Here is a 20,021-nt window from a genome sequence, read left to right on the forward strand (position 1 = left end):
CCTTGGATTAAATGAGTACAAGCGTGCCAAATCGCTGCGGTTGATGAAAATTAACCAATCCGGTCGGCTGCCAGGCTTGATACTCCCGGATGCCGCCCCGACGTTCGTCGATCCGATAGAAATTCACCCGCCAGCGAAGTCCGGCTTCAAGCGGCTGCTTGAAGGTGCTCGCCGGGATTCGGATGTCGTATCTCCATTGCCCAGCTTGAACCTCGCTCACTTCCGTATGCAATCCCTCGATGTCCCAGTCCGTATCGATCCCAACCGAACCGCTTCCGTCATTGGTAATCCGCGCATCGAATACAACGTTGCGGGGACTGACCTCAAGTTCTATGTAATGGGTGCCTCTTCCATCCTCATCGATAAATACTTCTACCACGTCCTGATTATACAGCGGCTCATCGCGCTCGCTGTAGTCGGAAACGATGTGTTCATCCTCGCAGAGGAACTGAATCAACAGCGCGTCTGCCGTCCACCCGCAACGGACCTTCGTCCATTCTGTCGGCGCGTCCCCGCTTACCGTATCGCGTAATAGCATCCATTCGCTATCGATGACGTTCGTCTCGCTGATTTGCTTGCACTCGTAGACTTGCCGCTCATTAGCGTCCATGTTACGGCCCACCTCTGCTCCCCTAGAATCTTCCATGCTCCTCTCCTCATCATAGCTAATCCCAGTGCCGATTGCTTTAGCATAAAGGGGTAAAATTTAGACGATTCCGAGATCACGGATAGGCCGGCGGATAGGTCCGGTATAAAATAAAAAAACTCCCTGAGGGAGTTTCAATTGCAGCACATTTATCGTCCGTTTTGCTGGAGCCGGCTTCGGGGTGCTGCTTGTGCTGCTTGCGGCGGATGCGGTGTAGAAACAGAACTTGCCTTTTGGCCTCGTACATTGCTTGATCCACCATTTGGCGGCAGGATACCCGGAAAAGAAAACAAATAAAGAATTGTCATGCAAGCCGAGTAGAAGTAGCCTCCCGCCAAGATGAGTATGGACGGAGAACGGCTGACTTTGAACTGGCTGTACAGGACAAATACCGTACTGAACTCGAAGCAGATAACGGATGAGCATATCGCGGATAAGAACGCGTTATTATTCGGTACCCGGATATGCGCGAATGGCAGGGAAGCAAGCGAGGCAAGCGCTATAATCGCACCAATGATAAAAGCAAATCTGCGCTGTGAAGGGTTGGATTCTAACGTAAATAACGTATAAGCCAGCGTGCCTGACAATGCTGTTTTCTTCATGTCGACCTCCACAATAAATCTGTGGGGACATCTTTCGACATGATACCCAGAAAACCCTCTTTATGGCAGCTTGCGGCTGGGCGGGCGGGAGGTAGTAGAAAAACCCCGGCACCGACTCATCGGAGTCGATAGCGGGGTTTTCTCAATTACTCGTTGCACGCAATAATATAACACTAACGTTAACGTTACATTTTAGGCCAAAAAAAAGGATATATTCTCAGCCTCTCAGCTATTAATGCGCTTCTGCCTCATCCACATGCTTCAAATGTTTGCGGTTCAGCCAAATGACGATAACCGCCAGCACGACAAACCCGCCGCCGATGTAGAATGGCGCGTGGACGTCAAACCACTCCGCGAATTTAACCGCGTAGTAAGGTGCAAGCGCACCGCCGATGAAACGCAGGAAGCTGTATGCGGCTGAAGCTGTCGGACGTTCGACCGGAGCAGCGTTCATAACCGCTGTAGTAATGAGCGTATTATTATTGCCCAAGAAGGCACCGGCCAAGATCACCATCGCGATAATAACTGTTTTGTCCGTCGTCCAGTAACCCATTACGAACAACGTTACCGCGAACAGAAGAAGCTGCACGCACATCGATTTTACTGTACCGTAACGCTTTTGCAATTTAGGAGCCGTAACGACGGACGTGAATGCCAGCAGCAATCCCCATCCGAGGAACACGTAACCAAGCCCGTGTACATCAACGTGATGCAGGTGACCGAGCACAAGCGCCGCATAGACAAGCAAGGTGAAGAATCCGAAGTTATAAAGTGCAGCCGAGATCCCAAAGATCAGCAGCGCGCGATGTTTGAGTGCGCGGAAAGGATCCAGCAAGGAAGCTTTTTTCTTAATCGGTGTCACAACAGTAGACGCCTTCGCCTTCGGCATCATGAACAGGATAAGGCAGAACGCCAGAACCATCAGACCGGCAACGCCGTAGAAAGGACTCCGCCACGAAATCGCGCCGAGCTCTCCCCCGAGCAGCGGACCAACGGAGATCCCGAGTCCGACGGCTACTTCGAACAAGATGATCGATTTACCGACGCCAACGCGGGATAACGAAACGATTGCTGACAATGCGGTCGCGACGAAGAAGGCATTACCCAGTCCCCATCCGGCGCGAAGCCAGACAATTTCCATTACATCGCCCGCACTTCCCGCGAGCGCGGAGAACACGGCTATGAGGACGATACCGGCAAGCAGCATCCGCTTAATGCCAAGTCGGGAAGAGATAACGCCGGTAATCAGCATCGCAACGGCCATAACCGCGTTGTAGCTCGTAAACAGCAAGGTAAGCTGACTGTCGGAGGCATGCAGCTGATCTTTCATCATCGGCAGAATAGGATCAACAAGGCCAAGCCCCATAAAGGCGATGATACTTGCAAAAGCGATCGCCCATACGGCAATCGGCTGGTTGAACATAGAGTTACTCTTCGGTGCGCTTGGCTGCAATGGGGCTTGCGGTGCAGCTTTACGCGCTGTAGTTGGTGTTGACACTTATACTCCTTCTTTCTACGTATTCATTTGATCAAGCGCGACGTTTACGCGCTTCTTGAGTTGTTCAATTTCCTTGCGGAATTCCTTCATTTTCTCGAGCTTATAATCGATCATTTGCAATTGCTTATCGACCATCTGCCCCGCTTCCAGAAGCTTCTCCCGCTTCTGATCCGCTTCCTCGGCTTTCCTGTAAGCATCGCCGTGTTGGATAAGCTCTTCGCGTATGGCGACAAAATCGATAATTTCCTGCAGGGAGAAGCCGAGTACATCTCTTGCATTGATGATCTGCTTTAACCGTTCGATGTGCATGCGCGCATACAAACGCGTCCCGCCCTCCGTCCGCTCCGGCGGCGGCAGCACGCCGATCTCCTCGTAATAGCGGATCGTACGTTTCGTCAGACCGCTTTCTTTGGCCACATCATCGATCTTATATCGTTCTCCCATCTTATCCCTCCTCCCTTTCGTCGATTTAAGTGGTTCCTTTGATTTCATCTTACTCCTCCTATAACGTTAACGTCAACGTTAGATTTTGTCATCGTACGGATTTCTGCTCACTAGTGTGCCGTTAACCCTTATTCCGCATGTAAAAAGGCCCGTTCCCAGCATCAATCCGTCGCTGCAAACAAGCCTTACACAATAACTTATTGAACAAGCTTCCCGCTCCACGAGCCAAGTCCACCCTGCAGATGAGCCAAATGCGAGTAGCCGCCGCGGGCTAACTGCCTTGCCGCTGTCTTGCTGCGCATGCCGCTTCGGCAGTACAGTAGTACGTTGATCGCGATATCCATTTTCTCTAACCCCCTGCTATTCTCCTGTCAGCTCGCCCGTCCAGTTCAATAAACCGCCTGCCATATTCACAACGGAGAACCCTCTTTCGCCAAGCAGCTCGCAAGCTAATCCGCTTCTTCCGCCGCCTCTGCACATCACGATGATCTCACGCTTGGCATCCAGTTCATTCACTCGCTCGATCAGCTGTCCGAGCGGAATGTGGACGGCGCCTGCCAGATGACCGGCTGCCCACTCCGCAGGTTCACGGACATCCAGCATATATAAACCCTCTCCTGATCCGAGGCGTTCCTCCACCTCTTGCGGTGTCATTTCTTTGGCCGCTTGAAATCCCATTGTATCGTTATCCTCCCTTTTAAGACCTCTTGCATATACCCCTATGGGTATGTATTGTAGACGACTCTCCTCTCACTGTCAACGCACATTGCCCTCCTATTCCGCTTCCAAAATTAGCGAGTCTGCTTGCACCGCAATCTGAATCAGGAACTACATGCTGGGCAACAATACCATTGAAGTTCACATTTACCTGCTAAAGGAGCTTGGCATTGGAGAAGGATACAGATCAAACGCTCACGACCCGGCAGGGCCATCCTGTGACGGACAATCAAAATATACGGACGGTTGGCAGCCGTGGACCGAGCACTTTGGAGAACTATCATTTTATCGAGAAAATCACCCACTTTGACCGGGAGCGCATCCCAGAGCGTGTCGTTCATGCCCGCGGCGCCGGCGCCCATGGCATCTTCGAAGCCTACGGCAAAGCCGGGAATGAGCCGGTCTCTAAGTATACGCGCGCCAAGCTGCTGCAGGAGGCCGGCAAGCAGACGCCGGTATTCGTTAGATTCTCCACTGTCATTCATGGCAACCATTCACCGGAGACGCTTCGCGACCCTCGCGGCTTCGCGGTTAAGTTCTATACCGAAGACGGCAATTGGGACATGGTCGGCAACAACCTGAAAATTTTCTTCATCCGCGATCCGCTGAAATTCCCGGATATGGTGCATGCGTTTAAGCCGGATCCGCTCACGAATGTGCAGGATATGCAGCGTTTCTTCGACTTTGTATCGTTGTCACCGGAAGCGACACATATGATCACGTTCCTATTCTCCCCCTGGGGCATTCCCGCCAACTATAGGCAAATGCAGGGCTCGGGTGTTAATACATACAAATGGGTCAATCAAGACGGCGAAGCGATGCTCGTGAAATATCATTGGGAGCCGCTGGGGCAAGGCATTAAGAACCTGCTGCAGCGAGAAGCCAACGAGATTCAAGGGATGAATTTCAACCATGCCACGCTTGATTTGTATCAAGCCATTGAAGCCGGCGATTATCCCGAATGGGAGCTGTGCGTGCAGCTGATGACGGATGACGAGCATCCGGAGCTGGATTTTGACCCGCTTGATCCGACCAAGCTGTGGCCGCCGGAGCAGTTCCCTTTTCTACCCGTTGGCAAAATGACGCTGAACCGCAATCCCGACGACTATTTCACCGAAGTGGAGCAAGCAGCCTTCGGTACCGGCGTGCTTGTGGACGGCCTGGACTTCTCCGACGACAAGCTGCTGCAGGGCCGCACGTTCTCCTACTCCGATACGCAGCGTCACCGGGTGGGAACCAACTACCTCCAGCTGCCTGTCAATGCACCTCAGACGCATGTGGCGACCAATCAGAGCGGCGGCCAAATGCAGTATCGTCCCGATCGTTCCGCCGGGCAAAATCCGCATGTGAACTACGAGCCATCCTCCATGGGCGGATTGCAGGAGGCCGCGCGCAGCGGCAAAGACCATGAACCGCGCTACGATGCGAAGCTGACCCGGCAGAAGCTCGAGCGGACCAACGACTTCAAACAAGCCGGCGATACGTTCCGCGCCTTCGAGAGCTGGGAGCAGGATGAGCTGATCGACAATCTGGTCGGCGCGCTGTCGGTGTGCAAGGAGGATATCCGATCGCGCATGGTCGGATATTTCACGGAGGCGGATCCCGTCTACGGGCAGCGCGTTGCAGAAGGGCTGAAGCAATCCGACGGCCGCAACATCGCAAGCGGGCAGTCGCGGCCGGAGAAGGCCGTCGATCAGGCCAAGCAAACGGGACACGAAGCAGATCCTTATTAAACGATAAAAAGCCGCAAGCATCCTGCTTGCGGCTTTATTATAGATAAGTGCATTATTCATCTTTGTCCGGCAGTTGGCTGACATAGCTGTCAGACAAACTCAGCAGTTTCAACGTCCGATTGTATTGATCCTCCGTAGCGCCTTCACCATGCTCGGTCTCACTGTTATCGCGAATCGAATAGTTCGTGCCATCCGTATAATCAATCCCCGGCAGGAACATATCGTCTTCCGTAATTACGGAGCCCGACGGCAAGAAATGACGCATCGGCAGCATGTTGGAGCTCTGATTCAACAAATCTTGGCCAAAATAAATCTGATTGCTTAACGATACCCCAAGTAAATTCGCAGCCGTTGGCAGAATATCGATCTGACCGCCGGTTTGTTCACGAACGGAAGGCGTCGTCACGCCGGGTGCGTGAAGAATGAGCGGGATACGGAACATGTCGGTATACCCGTATTCATGGCCAATCATGCCGGCCACCAAACTCTTCTCGTCGCGGTCAAGCGAGTACAAGGACAATCCTTGATGGTCGCCGTAGAACAGAATGACACTGTCATCCCATATGCCGCGCTGTTTCAAATCGTCGATGAATTGTCCGAGCGCGTAATCGGCATAGTTCTGGGCATGAATATAGTTACCGACGATGGTGTCGTCGAATTCTTCCGGCAGATCCATTTTGTACTTGGCTTCCGGCAGGTTGTACGGATGGTGGGCGCTCATCGAAATGATCTGCGCGTAGAAAGGCTGTTCGCCTTCATCCAGCTTCACAAGCTCATCAATCGTCTTCTTATAAAGCACTTCATCCGACGAACCGAAGGCAATATGATCCTCGTCGCCGTAGAAGGATTTGTCGTAATAACGATCCCAGCCGATCGCCTTGTACAGCTCCGTCCGGTTCCAGAACGAGACATCGTTCGTATGGAACGTCGCGGTCGTGTAGCCATTCGCATGCAGAAGCTTCGGCAAGCTAGGCAGCGCCTTATCCACGTTGTGATCGGTTGCCGCCTCATGCTGAGGCACGTAAAGCGACGTATTCACCACATACTCGGCATCCGAAGTGGTTCCTTGACCGACCATCGTGTAGAAATGATTAAAGTGCATGTTCTCTTGCGCCAGCTTGTTGATGTTCGGCGTTACTTCTTGACCGTTAACCTTGAGGCCAATCAAGAAATCCTGGAAGGACTCCATCTGCACGATGATCAGGTTCTTTCCTTTATTCGCGCCAAAATATTGCGGCTGTGGCTGCGGCTGCACCGTGCCTTTCAGCTCATCGATCGCGCTCTGCGTAATGTCCGCCATCGGCACGGTTTCGTCGTCTTTGCGGCTATCGGCGAAGATGGTGTAGATCTCGTAATTGAGCAGCCCCATCTCTTCGGCCTGCTTGTTCTCATTCATGCTGGCGCGGTTCGGCCAAATGTTCAGCAAGCAAAGCAGCGAAGATACGATAAACATAATGGTAATGCCTGTTTTCTTCACGGGTCTCATGCTGACGCGCTGCTGAATATGCTTATGCTTCGGTCTCCATAGGATAAAGGCCAGCACGGCGATATCGAGGAAAATAAACAAGTAGTACGGATCAAGCAGCGAGTACGTGCTTTCTCCGACCTTCGTTACTTTATCGGCCTGGGCAAGCGCGTGATAGGTAACGATAATGCCATAATATTTGTAATACATGAGTACAGTAAAATAGAGCAGTGTTAGCAATAAATTGACGATCATATAGTAAAGCATCTTCCGTTTGCCCGCTAACCATTCGATTAGACAGAACACCACCCAGAAGAACGGAATTTCCGTTACGAGCGTCATCCAGGACGGCCCTTCGTCGAATACAACCGACCAGGCCAGAATGCCCTTCACCAAGAGGATAATAGTAAAGTAAAAAAATCTGCGATTAAGCAGTCTCATCAAAAGAGACACCTTTAACAACTCCTTCCCCGGCACCCTTGCTCTTGCACCGGACGTTCCTTGTAGTTATATCCCTGTTAGTTGAGCAAATTGTGTTCCGTTGATCCGACCACATGAGCGAGTTCAAACAAATGCAAACTGGGCGGTTTGGGAAGCACGCCGCAAATCGTCGCCATCATGCCCGGCGCAAGCCCTCGGCCAAAGGCGCGAAGCACCTCTTGCTTGCGAAAAATCGCTTGAAAATGACGCCTGCTCTCGAATTGGCCGACATGAATGGCCAGTCGATTATCGCGGCTGACCAATAAATTCGTCGAGATATAACCAGGCTGCTTGCGTACATAAGGCATCGTGCGCTCGAAATTCCGAATCATGACTTCTCGTTTGCCCGGCGCAAGCTGTACGATATTTAAGAAATACAAACGTGCGGTTTCTTGACCTTGCTTTGACTTAGAGGATGGCTGCGCTGCGATATGATCGCTGTACTCTACCGTATACCGATTCGGACCCGAAGCTTCCTCCGCCTGTGCATCGACAAGCGCAAGTGAAACGACATGTTTCCCCCGAGTACCTCGCAGAACAGCGCCGCTCTGAACAGCTCCGTCTTGCCATACCCGATCCATCGCCGATATGGCATGGTTCACTTGTTTCAGCTGCTTGTGCCGGCCAGCAACTTGAAATACCTTAAGTCGAACCAGTGCGCCAACGGCCGATGGCGAATGTCCTATATGGTTTAACGCAACAAACTCCGACTGAGTTTCATTTTCCATGATTACAGCGTTCCTTTCACGTAATTGCATGTGAAATTTATTACGTACTGGTGTATAGTTGTATCATGCAACTATGTCTATTCGTAATTATACAAGGTATTTAATAGCTGTCAATCGGTCTATCTCTTCCACTTGCACGGTGCAAATTGAAGCGATATGCTGAGATAAACACGATTCACAAACCACAGAAACGGTGATTCCAACATGAACATAGATCCAGACAATCTGCAACGCATCGAGCACCAAATGGCTATTTTTGTGCGCCGGGCCGAAGCTGCCCGTATCGCTTATTTTACCAATACCGGGCTCGACCGCTCTACTTATTTATTGCTAAGACGGCTGTTCGACCATGGACCGCTTGGTATTAAGGCGCTTGCCGACACGTTTCAATTGGATATTTCGACAGCCAGCCGGCAGACCGCTTCGCTTGAAGCGAAGGGGTATGTGGAGCGAACCGTGGATCCGAAGGATGCCCGGGTCAGCCTGCTCCAAGTCACGTCCGCCGGCAGTGAAATGCTGCTTAAAGTGAGGCAGCTGCGCCAGACCTTCTTTACTGATGTGCTGAAAGATTGGACAGAGGAAGAATCCACTCAGTTCGGTGAACTGCTCGAACGGTTTAATCGGACGGTGGAGGATCACTTGAACATTAGCAAATGCATGTAAGAGGAGAAGGAGAGGGATTCGTCTATGAAGGATAATACGAAACGGTTCTCAGATCGCGTGGAGCAATACGTGAAGTATCGACCCAGTTATCCGGCTGCTGCTTTGGATTTCATCTATGAGGAGGCGGCTCTGGCGCCGGCCACTTGTATAATCGCTGATATCGGCTCAGGTACGGGGATTTTCTCCAGGCTGCTGCTTGAGCGGGGCAGTACCGTGGTGGCCGTGGAGCCCAATACCGAAATGCGGCTTGCGGCAGAGGACCAGCTTGGCGGCCATGATCGCTACCGGTCCGTCGACGGTTCGGCGGAAGCAACCAAACTCGGGGCCGGTTCGGTGGATTGCATTGTATCCGCGCAGGCGTTCCATTGGTTCGAGCCGGAATCGACCAGGCTTGAATTTCGGCGCATACTGCGCGCTGACGGCAGCGTAGCGCTGATCTGGAACACGCGTCTGGTCGACGATCCTTTTGGTGCGGATTACGATCAACTTCTCTTACGCTACGCACCGGATTACAAAGATGTGAACCATAGACGTCTTCATCATGAGGACTTTGCCTCCTTCTTCCGGGACGGAAGCTATAAGAAAGCGGAATTTGCGAACGAGCAATTGTTTGATCTGGAAGGGCTAATTGGCCGGACTCTCTCCTCCTCTTATGTCCCGCTTCCCGGCTCGCCAAGCTACAAGCCTTATATGGAGGCGCTGGGAGCGTTGTTTGACAAGCATCAACAGAATGGCATCGTTAGCTTCCAATATAGAACGGATATTTATGTCGGATTGGTATAAACGCCGGCTTGTCATAGGGTAGACATTCGGGAGCCGCTGCTGCGGCTCTTTGTTATTTTGGATAGGAAGTATGCTATAATCCCTATATCATTTTCTTACAGAGGAGTTACGTCACCATGAGAACACTTGTGATTGTCGCACATCCTAAGATGCAAGAATCCCGGGTTAACCGGGCGTGGAAAGAACGTCTCGAGCGAGAGCCCGATATTACCGTACATGACTTATACCAAACGTATCCGAATGAAATGATCGATGTCGAGAAGGAACAACAGCTTCTGCTGCAGCATGACCGTATCGTGTTCCAATTTCCGTTTCACTGGTACAGCACCCCGTCGCTGCTTAAGAAATGGCAGGATGAAGTATACACCTACGGCTTCGGCTATGGGACAGGCAATCAGCTAAAGGGCAAAGAATATGTGCTGGCCATTTCCGTCGGCCGGGCTGAAGTTTCCTATCGCCCGGACGGCGAAAGCCTCTACACGATGGAGCAGCTTCTGCTTCCCCTGCAAGCTACGGTTCTGCTGACCGAGATGAAGTATGTTCCGCCGTTTATGGTGTTCCACGCGCCTCGTTTGACCGATGAAGAGCTCGCGCAAAGCGCGGACAAGCTGGCCGCCTATTTGACGGCACCTGTTGGCTCTTATGTAACTCGCTAGGATAAACAAACCTGGCTACCGACATTATAACCAATCACAAAAAAGGCCAACCAATTAACGGGTTGACCTTTTTTTGTGTAATTAAACATGCCCATCGGCATTCAGCCGATAAGAGATTTATTTTCCAATATTTGCTCGATTGCCGAGATTTTGAAGGATATGAAATAATGGTCGAAACTTTGTACGGGTTCGTCTTCTTCTCTCTCCAATGAGGAAACCGATAAATTTGTACTCCAGATTCCGATCATATGAAATTCAAAGCGCTTTCATGTTCGTGATAAGGTAAAGCCATCATTAAATAGACTTCAGTGGGGTGAAGGTGCATGAACAGTAGAATAAAGAAAACATTGCTTGGCTGTTTTGCGGTATTAATCGTATCCGGATCGGCATTTCCGGGTACAAGCGCGGGTATTGCCCATGCCAGCGTACCTACAACCGAAGTAACGCCCGGATCTTTCTCGGATTCGCCGCAGCCGGGACAAATCCGGATCTACGCGGGAGCGGATGCGGGTAATTCCGATACGTCGGGCAGTCGAATGGTCGGCTCCGTCGTAAAGGAACTATACTTAGATCAAAATAGCGGATCGGAAGCTAAGATCGAAAGCCAAGGCAATGGAGTAGCCGACTTCGCCCGTTACGGCTGGCATAAGAAGGCGACAAAGCGGGTCGCAAATGGAAGCGCTTATTTTTCCTATAAGATCCCCGTAGATCCGGCGCAGTCGGCTCCTCTCTATCTGGCGATGGAAGGGATCGGCGAAATTAAGCTGACGGCCGAAGGCCAGACGCTGCTTGACACGGGCAACAGCGGACTCGGCGTGCAAACGCCTTGGGAATTCACGCTATCGGATCCGTCCCTCTGGGCCGATGGTTACGTGGAATTGAAATTCGAAGACGCCGATCCAACGGACGGAGATGGAGTCAATCTTCACTGGCTGGAGCTCGGCCCCTCCTCCGTATGGCGGGATCGCATCAGCCACATCGTATGGGACACCTCCGAAGTGTTGTGGCAAGCAGGGTACTACGAGGGAACAAGCAGCGAATTCAAAGGGAGTTCGACCAGTCTCTCCCAACCGGCTTCCGGGACGGCTATTACTTCGCTAAGTCCATCGGGAACGGTCGTTCTGAACTGGAATCAACCGGCGCCGGCTCCCGGAAAGAAATATTACTTACTGGCCGGACTCATCGGCGGGACAGGCAACCATACCTTCGACTTCGGTGCAAACGGTTCGATCGAAGCCACGAGAGAAGCGAGTAAAGAAAGAATTTCGGATCTGGATGTTACCGCGTATATCACGGATGGCGCGAATTCCTTAAGAATCGCTACGGCAACCGGGTCCTCCATTGATTTTGTGAGCCTCGTGGAAGTGACGGAAGGAGCAACCTCCGATGACTCGCTGAAAGTCGTATTTAAGGGTAACGAAATGGCGGAGGATTGGACTCGCCTCGTCAACAACACCATGTACTTTCATATGGACATGATGACGGAGAAAAGCACCGGCTTCATCGATTCCTCGCTGCCTAACGGAATCTTCCCTCTCTTGTACTGGGTAGCCGACTCGGCTCCCGCGATGCTGGAGATGGCGAGATGGGGATATGTCGATGAAGCGAAGCAGGCTTCATTATTCCGCAGTGCCTCGAATCATTACACCGGGGATAACGGCGCTGCCGGACTCGTATTCTCGACCATTGCTTATTTAATCAAAGGCGATAACTATGTCGGGGATTACGTGGACAAGGCTTGGCCGGTCATGAAGGACGGACTGGATTATTACAAGGATCAAATCAGCAATAATAGCTATCATTTAATCAAAGGTACCGGCCTCGAAACGACCAATAAAGGCTACGGTATCTACAACAACTCCATTGCTTACTTCACTTTGTTAGCCGGTGCTGAGGTGGCTAGCAAAACAGGTCATGCCAGCGAAGCGGCAGACTGGTTAGCTTCCGCTGATCTGCTCGCTCAGGGAATGAGCGATAATCTGGTTGCGCATACGGATCTTACATGGCTTGGCCATACAATAAAGAAAGACACTTGGCGCTATTCGCTAGATGGTACCAAAACTGATGGCAGTGATGCTCCATGGATCAATGCGGGCTGGTTCGGAGTTGGCAGCCAAGAGGAATTGTACTATGGTTACAAGTCGCCAACGGATACGCGCAACAGCGCGGTCGAAGATTGGCGTCAAATTACAAACAATACTTTAGATTACCACTCAGAAAATTTCTGGGCGGATTGGAAGCTATACGGTCATAATCGCGGCTTCGGTACCGATTACGGGGTGCTGTCTGAACGCGGAGGCTGGCCTCTCCTATCCATGCTGATGGGCGATCGAATGGATATGGCAAAGAAAAATTTGCAGCACGTAATATGGAACAGCACGGATTTGAACTTCGCTCACGACAACGAAGGCGTTCAGGAGACTTCTCCTTGGCTGCTCGTTCGCGAAGTGAACAAGTCGGATCACGGGATTGCCGAGCAGAACGAAATCGGCAACGGCGGCGCCAACGAAGACATGAACTTGGTTGAGTATATCGTCGCATTGAAGAACGTCCGCGTTATGGCAGGACTCGACGACGCGCTGGAAGGCACCTCTAACTTGAACATCGTGCCGCGCATTCCAAGCAGCTGGGACGGCGTTAAAGTCAACGACTGGCTGGCGCATTATCGCGACAGCGCCGGGAACATTGGCCAGACCGACGTTTCCTACGATTATTCCATTCAACCGGAACAGGCTACTCTTCGAGTATCTGCCGCGAATGCGATAGAAGGATCTCAGTTCCGCTTCGGTCCGTTCGCCAAGGACGCTGCTGTCACAGCGGTTACCGTGAATGGAAGCGCGATTGATCCGAGCGATTACAGTGAGGAAATTTCCGGGGATTCCAAGTGGGTTTGGGTGAAAGGCAGCATGGGTACGACCAGCTCCACTTACGCGGTTCAAGTGGACATCCCGCATCTGAGCTTCGCGAATAACTTCGATTCCGCTAATCTGTCCGACTGGAGCTCGCTAAACAGCGATTCATGGACGGCAGACAACGGCAAGCTGGAAGCCCAAAGCACGGATGGCGATCTCTTGCTTAACGATGCCACGCAAGAAGATCTGATCTATAGCACGGACATCAAGCTTAATGAGGAAGGCGCAGCGGGGCTGAGCTTCAGGACGAACGAATCCGGCGAGAATGGCTACGACTTCGTACTGGATTCCAAAGCAGGCGCCGAAGGCGAACTGAAACTGGCTACACGCCAAGGTCAAGTGCTTTACTCCCAGCCGATGAACGTGAACATGAACAGAACCTATACTTTAAAGGTCATTGCGGCTGGTCCGATTCTCATGGGTTATCTGGACGGCACGAAAGTATTCCATATTGTCGATTCCACTTACGAAGAAGGACATGCAGGCTTGTATGCGCAAGGCCGAGTTAGCTTCGATAATGTGTTGGCTAACGACAGCGCCAGCTCTGTGGCGATTCCTTCATTGGTTAGCGTCAAGATCTCCAGCTACAAGACGAATACGATGCTAATGACGCAGGAGAAAGAAATACCGGTCATTGCGACGTTCGACAACGGCGAAACGCTGGATGTGACGCATGTTCCGGCGCTGCGCCAATACATCATCAGTGATCCGACGGTGTTTACGGAGGATCATGAGCTATTGAAGGCAATAAAAGTTGGTACAGCCAACGTGTCCGCTTCGGTAACGATTAACGGCGTTACCAAGCAATCCAACTCGCTGGCCATGAAAGCCGAAGATCTGAGCTATGCCGAAATCTATTACAAAGACGATAAAGAAAGCATGAACCTCATGGTGAACGAAACGGTACAAGTATGGCCGTGGGCGAAGCTGAAGGACGGCATATGGTGGTTCCTCGGCTATATGCCGGCAAGCACGCAAATTCATTACATCAGCTCGAATCCCGGCGTAGCCACCGTAACCCATGATCCGGCCAATGCCGATCCGGAAAGCCGCAGCATGCTGAAGGCTAACGGAGCGGGAACGGCAACGATAACGATGGAAGTCACAGTTAACGGAGTAACCGTAACTTCTCCGAACTCCATCAGCATTACCGTTATCGATCCAAGCCAATTTACGGGATTCTCGGATAACTTCGACGATGGAGATCTTGTCGGTTGGGCGAAGAGCGGTCCCGGTGTCTGGAGCGTGCAGGACGGCCAGGCGAAGGTGAGCAATCCGCAGCCGACGGGCTGGGATTCCTGGAATATTATGAATGCCCAAGGCAAGGACTTCGTATACAGCGGAGACGTTACGTTCAAGAACGGTCAAGCGGCCGGTCTCAGCTTCCGAACGAACGATACGGGATCGACGGGCTACGATCTGATCCTCGACAAGAACGAAGGCTTGAAGCTTGCGGGCCGGCCATACCGCGCCTTCAAGACCGTACAAACTCCTTTCGCGGACAATCAGACGTATCATGTCAAGATTGTAGCTAAGGATGACAACATTAAAGTGTACTTGAACGGCGCTTTGAAAATGGATTATAACGAAACCGTATACGGCTATACATTCGGCAAATTCGGCATGTTCTCGTTCCAGAGCGAAGCTTCGTTCGATAACCTGAAGGCGGAAACGACGTTTAAGCTGGAGCAAGCAACGGCAACGCTTACGGATGCCTCCCTGCTTGTCGGCCAATCGACGCAGCTTCTAACAACAGGTAAGCTGAACAATGAAGAAGAAGCTGACTTGTCTGCGGCAACCTATGCCTACGCAAGCAGCGATGAAACGGTCGCGACCGTGGATGCTAACGGTGAAGTAACGGCTATTGGTGCAGGCACCGCAGCGATCTACGCAGATATTACGCTTAACGGTACAACCGTACGCTCCGCTAGCGCAGATCTTGTCGTCACCATTGACGATTCTGTCGCTTTATTAGACAGCGTTTCGGCATCCGTCTCCACTCCGCAGATGAATATCGCCGCAATAACGACAACTGCGGTAAGCGGAACAATGACGAACGGGACCGCTGCGGATCTTTCAGACGCAACAATTACCTATGCAAGCGATAATGCAGCGGTAGCGACTGTAGATGAGAGCGGTACTGTAACCGCGAAGAGCTTCGGAACGGCAAACCTTACGGTGACCGTGAAGCTTAACGGGGTCACGAAAGTCTCGAATTCCGTAACGATTACCGTAGCGGGAACAGAGACATTCACGGAAAACTTCGATGATGGGGACACGTCCGGCTGGGCTCCGAATGGCGGAGTATGGAGCAATGCAGGCGATCGTATGAGAGTCGACTATTTGACGGCCAACAGCTGGTTCGACGCTTGGAATATTTTCGACAAGCAAGGACAGGATTTCGTCTATAGTGCGGACGTGAAGTTGATTAGCGGAAACTCCACGGGCATTAGCTTTAGAACGAACGCCAATGGAACGCAGGGCTATGATGTCATCCTGAGCGTATATGACGGACTTAAGCTGGCGAAGAGACCTTATGCGGAGATTATTCGGTACACCTCCTTTACCAAAGCGTTGAATCAGAGCTATCACTTGAAGGTCGTCGTCAAGGGTTCCAACATCAAAGTCTATCTAGACGGCGTACTTGCCATTGACAAGAACGATTCGACGTATGCTTCCGGTAAATTCGGATTGTTCGCTTTCCAGGGAACTGCCGAGTACGATAATCTTCAAGTCCATGTCTGGGATGTCGACGCTCCGGCTTGGTCAGGTGCAAACCTAACCGCTTCGAACGCGACAAGCACTGGTATGACGTTGAATTGGAACAGCGCAGTCGATCCGACAGGCGTTGCACAGTACCGCGTCTATCAGAATGGCCTACCTATAGCAACCGTTGCAGGGAACGTCCAAAGTTATTCGGTGGAAGGCTTAACACCTGAAACTGAATACAGCTTCAAGGTCGAAGCCGTCGATGCGGCGGAAAACTGGAGCACGGATGGACCATCGGTGACAGCAAGCACTCTAAGCGAAACCGAGCCTGGCGACCCGGATGTCTTGGCACCGGTATGGACGCCGGAATCTTCCTTGAGCGCAGCTAACATCACAAAGACCGGGCTGCAATTAACTTGGAGCACTGCAGGCGATGATATCGGAGTCACGCAATATCAAATCTATCAAGACGGAACGTCAATCGCGACGGTAGCCGGTTCGATAAACGAATATACGGTAGATGGGTTGTCGAGCGGCACAGAATATCACTTCAAGGTAGAAGCGGCGGACGCTGCAGGCAACCGGAGTACTGACGGCCCATCGACAACTGCTACAACGCTGAATGAAGATGAAGAACCGGGTAATTCCGATATTCTCGCACCGGCATGGAGCGAAGGAGCAACTTTCGAAGCAACCAACATTTCTCAAACCGGCCTTCAATTAGCTTGGAGCCCGGCTAGCGACGAGGTAGGAGTTACGCAATACCGGGTCTATCAGAATAATGTCCTGCTGGCTACGGTTGTGGATTCTGTCCATAGTTATACGGTAACTGGTTTAACCAGCAGCACGGTTTACGATTTCAAGGTCAAGGCAGCTGATGCCGCCGGGAACTGGAACGACGGATTGTCCGTTAGCGCAAGAACGCTGGATATTCCATATATCTCGATTCCTGTTCCACCTACGCCTCCCTTGCCTAACACGGTAGCCGTTATTCCAGCGGAGCAGTGGCAATCTCCTCCGAAGGACGGCATTCACGTTAATTTGCCGCAAGGTAAAGAGCAAGTCCTGCTTCCTGAAGGTGCTGCAAGCAAACTTGGAAACAGCTCGCTTATTGTTGCGGGAGGAACAAGCACGATTACACTTAACGCGGCTACGCTGCAAGCAGCTGAGAAACTAATGGCAGCCACAGCCGGTCCAAATGCACAGCTCGTTGTAGGAATCCGGACATTGACAGGTGAGCAGGCTCAAGCCCTGTCGAAAGTACCGACTCCTACCGGCGTTCTTATGCAGCTGGCAGGCGGCATCGCGAGTTTGCAGTTCTCAGCGATCGATAGTCAAGGCAAATTGGTTGACCTCGACGGAGCTCAGCTTTCGGGGCAACTGACCCTGCACTATGAAGAAAGCACGAATAATGAACTGCTGCTTGGCGCATATCGACTGGACGAAACGTCCGGAGTTTGGGAGTACCTGCCTGGCGCGATCGATAGGCATAACGACCAAGCCGTTGTAAGCGGCAGTAATTTGAACAACATTGCGCTAATGGTATACGACAGATCGTTCGACGATGTCGCAAACACGAACTGGGCGTATGAAGCTCTGAAGGTGATGTCGGCTCAGCATCTCGTGAATGGAACGTCAGAGACACAATTCTCGCCAAACGCGAAGACAACGCGCGCGGAATTCGCGGCCATGCTCGTTCGACTGCTCGGCATTGAAACAACCGCTCAATCCGCATTCACGGACGTGGATCAAGACGCATGGTACGCGCAAAGCGTAGCGGCGGCAAGCGAAGCCGGCCTTGTTCTCGGGGACGGCAGCCATTTCAATCCCGACGCAACGATCACCCGTGAAGAGATCGCCGTCATGATTGTCCGTGCATTCCATTACAAGCACAAGGATAATGACAGCACTCAATCCGGAGCAAGCTCGACCGGCAATTTCAAAGATCAGGCGAAGCTGTCTGATTGGTCATCCGAGTTCGTGAAACAGGCCGCAAGCTTAGGCTTAATGCAAGGTAACGGAGACGGAACCTTCGCCCCGAAATCCAATGCGGTCCGCGCAGAGACGATGCAAGCTGTATACAATCTTTTCAAACTGCTAGACCAATAGTCAAAATCGAATTATAGATTACGCGCCTACTCCCTTCAGACTCGATCTGGAGGGAGTCGTGCGCATTTCGGAGGGGATCTACGTTGATGTATTCATTGCGGGGACGTCTTACCGTCACCTTCATCGTGCTGTTAATTATTCCTTTCGTGACCATGGTCGTCATCTTGACCGGAATGTCCAACTCGGAGATCGGCCATTCCATCGAGGAATCCACTTCGCAGACGATGGATCAATACGCCTCCTTCGTCAATACGCTGACTAATCAAGTGGAAGATGTCGCGAATCAGGTGCTTAGCAACGAGGTGACCCAGCAATGGATCAGCGGACAGATGAATCCGAATCTTCGCGAGGATCGCAAGGTTCTTCTCGATGCGGAGCTGCGGAAATTTTTATCTTCGATCTCCCTTAATCATACTTACATCTCCTCTATTACGGTGTTCGATCAGAAAGGAATGGCCGTTGGCATTAACGACCAAGCGTTCCACGACGACTCGTACCTGAAGAGCGAATGGTACACCGCTTTTAAATCCGAGGAACGGCGATGGGCACCGGCCCACCTGGACAAATATCAACCGAGCTATTTGCAGAAAGAAAGCACCAATAGCCTGCTATTCAATTTAGTTCACTTAAGCACCTTTCAGAATATCGGGGTGCTGAAGGTCAACGTGCTGTCCAAGGAAATTCAGAAGCCGATCGACAAAATCAAGTTCGGCGAAACGGGCCGGGTCTATTTGCTCGACATGGAGGGCCTGCCTGTGCTTGACCAGCAAGTACCCGAGGAAATGTCCGGTTACAAGCACGTATGGCCAAACATTCTGAAAGACAATCATTCCGGCGGTAAAATAACGGTGAATTCCCAAGGCAAGCAGCACCTCGTACTGTTTCGGAAGCTTAAGGGTTCGGACTGGACGGTCATTGGCGAAGTTCCGGAGTCGGAGCTCTTCGAGAAGATGAACCGGGTGCAGCAGACCATACTGGGAGCTGCCGGAGTGCTGCTCCTGCTTACAATCGGGGCTGTTTACGGCTTGTCAGGCAGCATTGCCCGGCCGCTCTCCAATCTCGTGAAAGCGATGAAGCTTGCGGAGCGCGGGGAACTATCCGAGGCCGAACGGCATGCATCGGATAACGCCCCTCGAGGGAGAACCGAGGTTGGCTATGCAACCCAAGTATTCCAAACGATGGCCCGGCGGCTGCGATTCCTAATTGAGACCGAATTCCAAGCCAATATGAGACGCAAGGATGCGGAATATAAAGCGCTGCTCATGCAAATCAATCCGCATTTTCTTTACAATACGCTGGAGGCTATCGGAAGCTTGTCCGCGCAAGGCAGGTCGGAGGAAGTCGTGGACGTGACGGAATCGCTCGGGCAGATGCTGCGCTTCTCCCTCAAGACGGATACGGATCTCGTCAAGCTTCAAGAAGAAATGAGATACATTCGGCATTATATTTCTATTTTGCGAATCCGGTTCGGCAGCCGCCTGGATATCGATCTTAAAGTGGACCCCATGCTTGAGCAGCTCTCCATCGTCAAATTTATTTTTCAGCCATTGGTCGAGAATGCCGTCAAGTTCAGCTTGGAAAATTCGCATACGGCCATTGTCCGGGTATCCGTCAGCCAAGAAGGAAACCGGATGGTCATTCGAATTGAGGATAACGGGGTCGGGATGTCTCCGGAGCTTATCGAAGAGCTATACGAACAAATCGCCAACGGTAAAATATCCGACGTGCTAGGAGCGTCGGGACGAAGAATCGGCCTTCGGAACGTCCTGGCTCGCTGCAAGCTTTATTACGGTCCAGGGCTTAGCATGAACATACAATCTTCACCCGAACAAGGAACGCTGATTACGATCGGTCTTCCAAGAAATGAGGTTTGAGT

At 51.7% G+C, this 20,021-nt stretch carries 14 protein-coding genes; 6 read left to right on the forward strand and 8 right to left on the reverse strand.

Features of this window, described 5'->3' with window-relative positions; translation table 11 throughout:
- Positions 1 to 7: 7 nt before the first annotated feature.
- From I8J30_RS19885 to I8J30_RS19910, 6 genes are all read right to left on the reverse strand, one after another.
- A complete protein-coding gene (locus I8J30_RS19885; protein WP_210661052.1) occupies positions 8 to 646 on the reverse strand; it encodes a carbohydrate-binding family 9-like protein in 639 nt (212 codons plus the stop codon).
- 149 nt (positions 647 to 795) lie between these two features.
- Complete coding sequence (locus I8J30_RS19890) at positions 796 to 1,248, reverse strand: MASE4 domain-containing protein (RefSeq protein ID WP_210661054.1); 453 nt, start codon at positions 1,246 to 1,248, stop codon at positions 796 to 798.
- Positions 1,249 to 1,480: 232 nt separating this feature from the next.
- Entirely contained in the window at positions 1,481 to 2,671 is a 1,191-nt protein-coding gene (locus I8J30_RS19895) for an MFS transporter (RefSeq protein WP_210661129.1), read from the reverse strand.
- Positions 2,672 to 2,761: 90 nt separating this feature from the next.
- Entirely contained in the window at positions 2,762 to 3,238 is a 477-nt protein-coding gene (locus I8J30_RS19900; RefSeq protein WP_240548204.1) for a MerR family transcriptional regulator, read from the reverse strand.
- Positions 3,239 to 3,387: 149 nt separating this feature from the next.
- Positions 3,388 to 3,534: a rhodanese-like domain-containing protein gene (locus tag I8J30_RS19905; protein ID WP_210661056.1), complete on the reverse strand. Its 147-nt coding sequence runs from the start codon at positions 3,532 to 3,534 to the stop codon at positions 3,388 to 3,390.
- 16 nt (positions 3,535 to 3,550) lie between these two features.
- Positions 3,551 to 3,868, reverse strand: coding sequence for a rhodanese-like domain-containing protein (locus I8J30_RS19910; RefSeq protein WP_210661058.1), 318 nt, complete (start codon positions 3,866 to 3,868; stop codon positions 3,551 to 3,553).
- A gap of 203 nt (positions 3,869 to 4,071) precedes the next feature.
- Between I8J30_RS19910 and I8J30_RS19915 the strand changes: the two genes are divergently transcribed.
- Positions 4,072 to 5,640 (forward strand): catalase, encoded by a 1,569-nt coding sequence (locus tag I8J30_RS19915; RefSeq protein ID WP_210661060.1) that lies wholly within the window; start codon positions 4,072 to 4,074, stop codon positions 5,638 to 5,640.
- Between the two features lie 52 nt (positions 5,641 to 5,692).
- On the opposite strand, the gene I8J30_RS19920 is transcribed toward I8J30_RS19915, so the two are convergent.
- On the reverse strand, positions 5,693 to 7,558 hold the full coding sequence (locus tag I8J30_RS19920; RefSeq protein WP_338044902.1) for an LTA synthase family protein: 1,866 nt from the start codon (positions 7,556 to 7,558) through the stop codon (positions 5,693 to 5,695).
- A 65-nt stretch (positions 7,559 to 7,623) separates the two neighbouring features.
- Positions 7,624 to 8,313 (reverse strand): antibiotic biosynthesis monooxygenase family protein, encoded by a 690-nt coding sequence (locus tag I8J30_RS19925; protein ID WP_210661062.1) that lies wholly within the window; start codon positions 8,311 to 8,313, stop codon positions 7,624 to 7,626.
- A gap of 204 nt (positions 8,314 to 8,517) precedes the next feature.
- On the opposite strand from I8J30_RS19925, the gene I8J30_RS19930 reads away from it, so the two are divergent.
- From I8J30_RS19930 to I8J30_RS19950, 5 genes are all read left to right on the forward strand, one after another.
- Positions 8,518 to 8,976, forward strand: coding sequence for a MarR family winged helix-turn-helix transcriptional regulator (locus tag I8J30_RS19930; RefSeq protein ID WP_210661064.1), 459 nt, complete (start codon positions 8,518 to 8,520; stop codon positions 8,974 to 8,976).
- 24 nt (positions 8,977 to 9,000) lie between these two features.
- Positions 9,001 to 9,759, forward strand: coding sequence for a class I SAM-dependent methyltransferase (locus I8J30_RS19935; RefSeq protein WP_210661067.1), 759 nt, complete (start codon positions 9,001 to 9,003; stop codon positions 9,757 to 9,759).
- Between the two features lie 116 nt (positions 9,760 to 9,875).
- On the forward strand, positions 9,876 to 10,415 hold the full coding sequence (locus I8J30_RS19940; protein WP_210661069.1) for an NAD(P)H-dependent oxidoreductase: 540 nt from the start codon (positions 9,876 to 9,878) through the stop codon (positions 10,413 to 10,415).
- Between the two features lie 323 nt (positions 10,416 to 10,738).
- The gene (locus I8J30_RS19945) at positions 10,739 to 18,145 is read left to right on the forward strand and encodes a 3-keto-alpha-glucoside-1,2-lyase-like domain-containing protein (protein ID WP_210661071.1); all 7,407 of its coding nucleotides are present in this window, start codon (positions 10,739 to 10,741) and stop codon (positions 18,143 to 18,145) included.
- A gap of 86 nt (positions 18,146 to 18,231) precedes the next feature.
- Positions 18,232 to 20,019, forward strand: coding sequence for a sensor histidine kinase (locus I8J30_RS19950; RefSeq protein ID WP_210661073.1), 1,788 nt, complete (start codon positions 18,232 to 18,234; stop codon positions 20,017 to 20,019).
- Positions 20,020 to 20,021 lie beyond the last annotated feature (2 nt).

It is taken from the genome of Paenibacillus lignilyticus, assembly GCF_017942085.1.
Lineage (GTDB): Bacteria > Bacillota > Bacilli > Paenibacillales > Paenibacillaceae > Paenibacillus_Z > Paenibacillus_Z lignilyticus.

Coding starts and splice junctions, on each gene's coding strand:
- I8J30_RS19935 (WP_210661067.1), top strand. CDS start 9,001: ATGAAGGATAATACGAAACGGTTCTCAGATCGCGTGGAGCAATACGTG.
- I8J30_RS19925 (WP_210661062.1), bottom strand. CDS start 8,313: ATGGAAAATGAAACTCAGTCGGAGTTTGTTGCGTTAAACCATATAGGA.
- I8J30_RS19930 (WP_210661064.1), top strand. CDS start 8,518: ATGAACATAGATCCAGACAATCTGCAACGCATCGAGCACCAAATGGCT.
- I8J30_RS19905 (WP_210661056.1), bottom strand. CDS start 3,534: ATGGATATCGCGATCAACGTACTACTGTACTGCCGAAGCGGCATGCGC.
- I8J30_RS19940 (WP_210661069.1), top strand. CDS start 9,876: ATGAGAACACTTGTGATTGTCGCACATCCTAAGATGCAAGAATCCCGG.
- I8J30_RS19900 (WP_240548204.1), bottom strand. CDS start 3,238: ATGAAATCAAAGGAACCACTTAAATCGACGAAAGGGAGGAGGGATAAG.
- I8J30_RS19890 (WP_210661054.1), bottom strand. CDS start 1,248: ATGAAGAAAACAGCATTGTCAGGCACGCTGGCTTATACGTTATTTACG.
- I8J30_RS19950 (WP_210661073.1), top strand. CDS start 18,232: ATGTATTCATTGCGGGGACGTCTTACCGTCACCTTCATCGTGCTGTTA.
- I8J30_RS19945 (WP_210661071.1), top strand. CDS start 10,739: ATGAACAGTAGAATAAAGAAAACATTGCTTGGCTGTTTTGCGGTATTA.
- I8J30_RS19910 (WP_210661058.1), bottom strand. CDS start 3,868: ATGGGATTTCAAGCGGCCAAAGAAATGACACCGCAAGAGGTGGAGGAA.
- I8J30_RS19895 (WP_210661129.1), bottom strand. CDS start 2,671: ATGTTCAACCAGCCGATTGCCGTATGGGCGATCGCTTTTGCAAGTATC.
- I8J30_RS19885 (WP_210661052.1), bottom strand. CDS start 646: ATGGAAGATTCTAGGGGAGCAGAGGTGGGCCGTAACATGGACGCTAAT.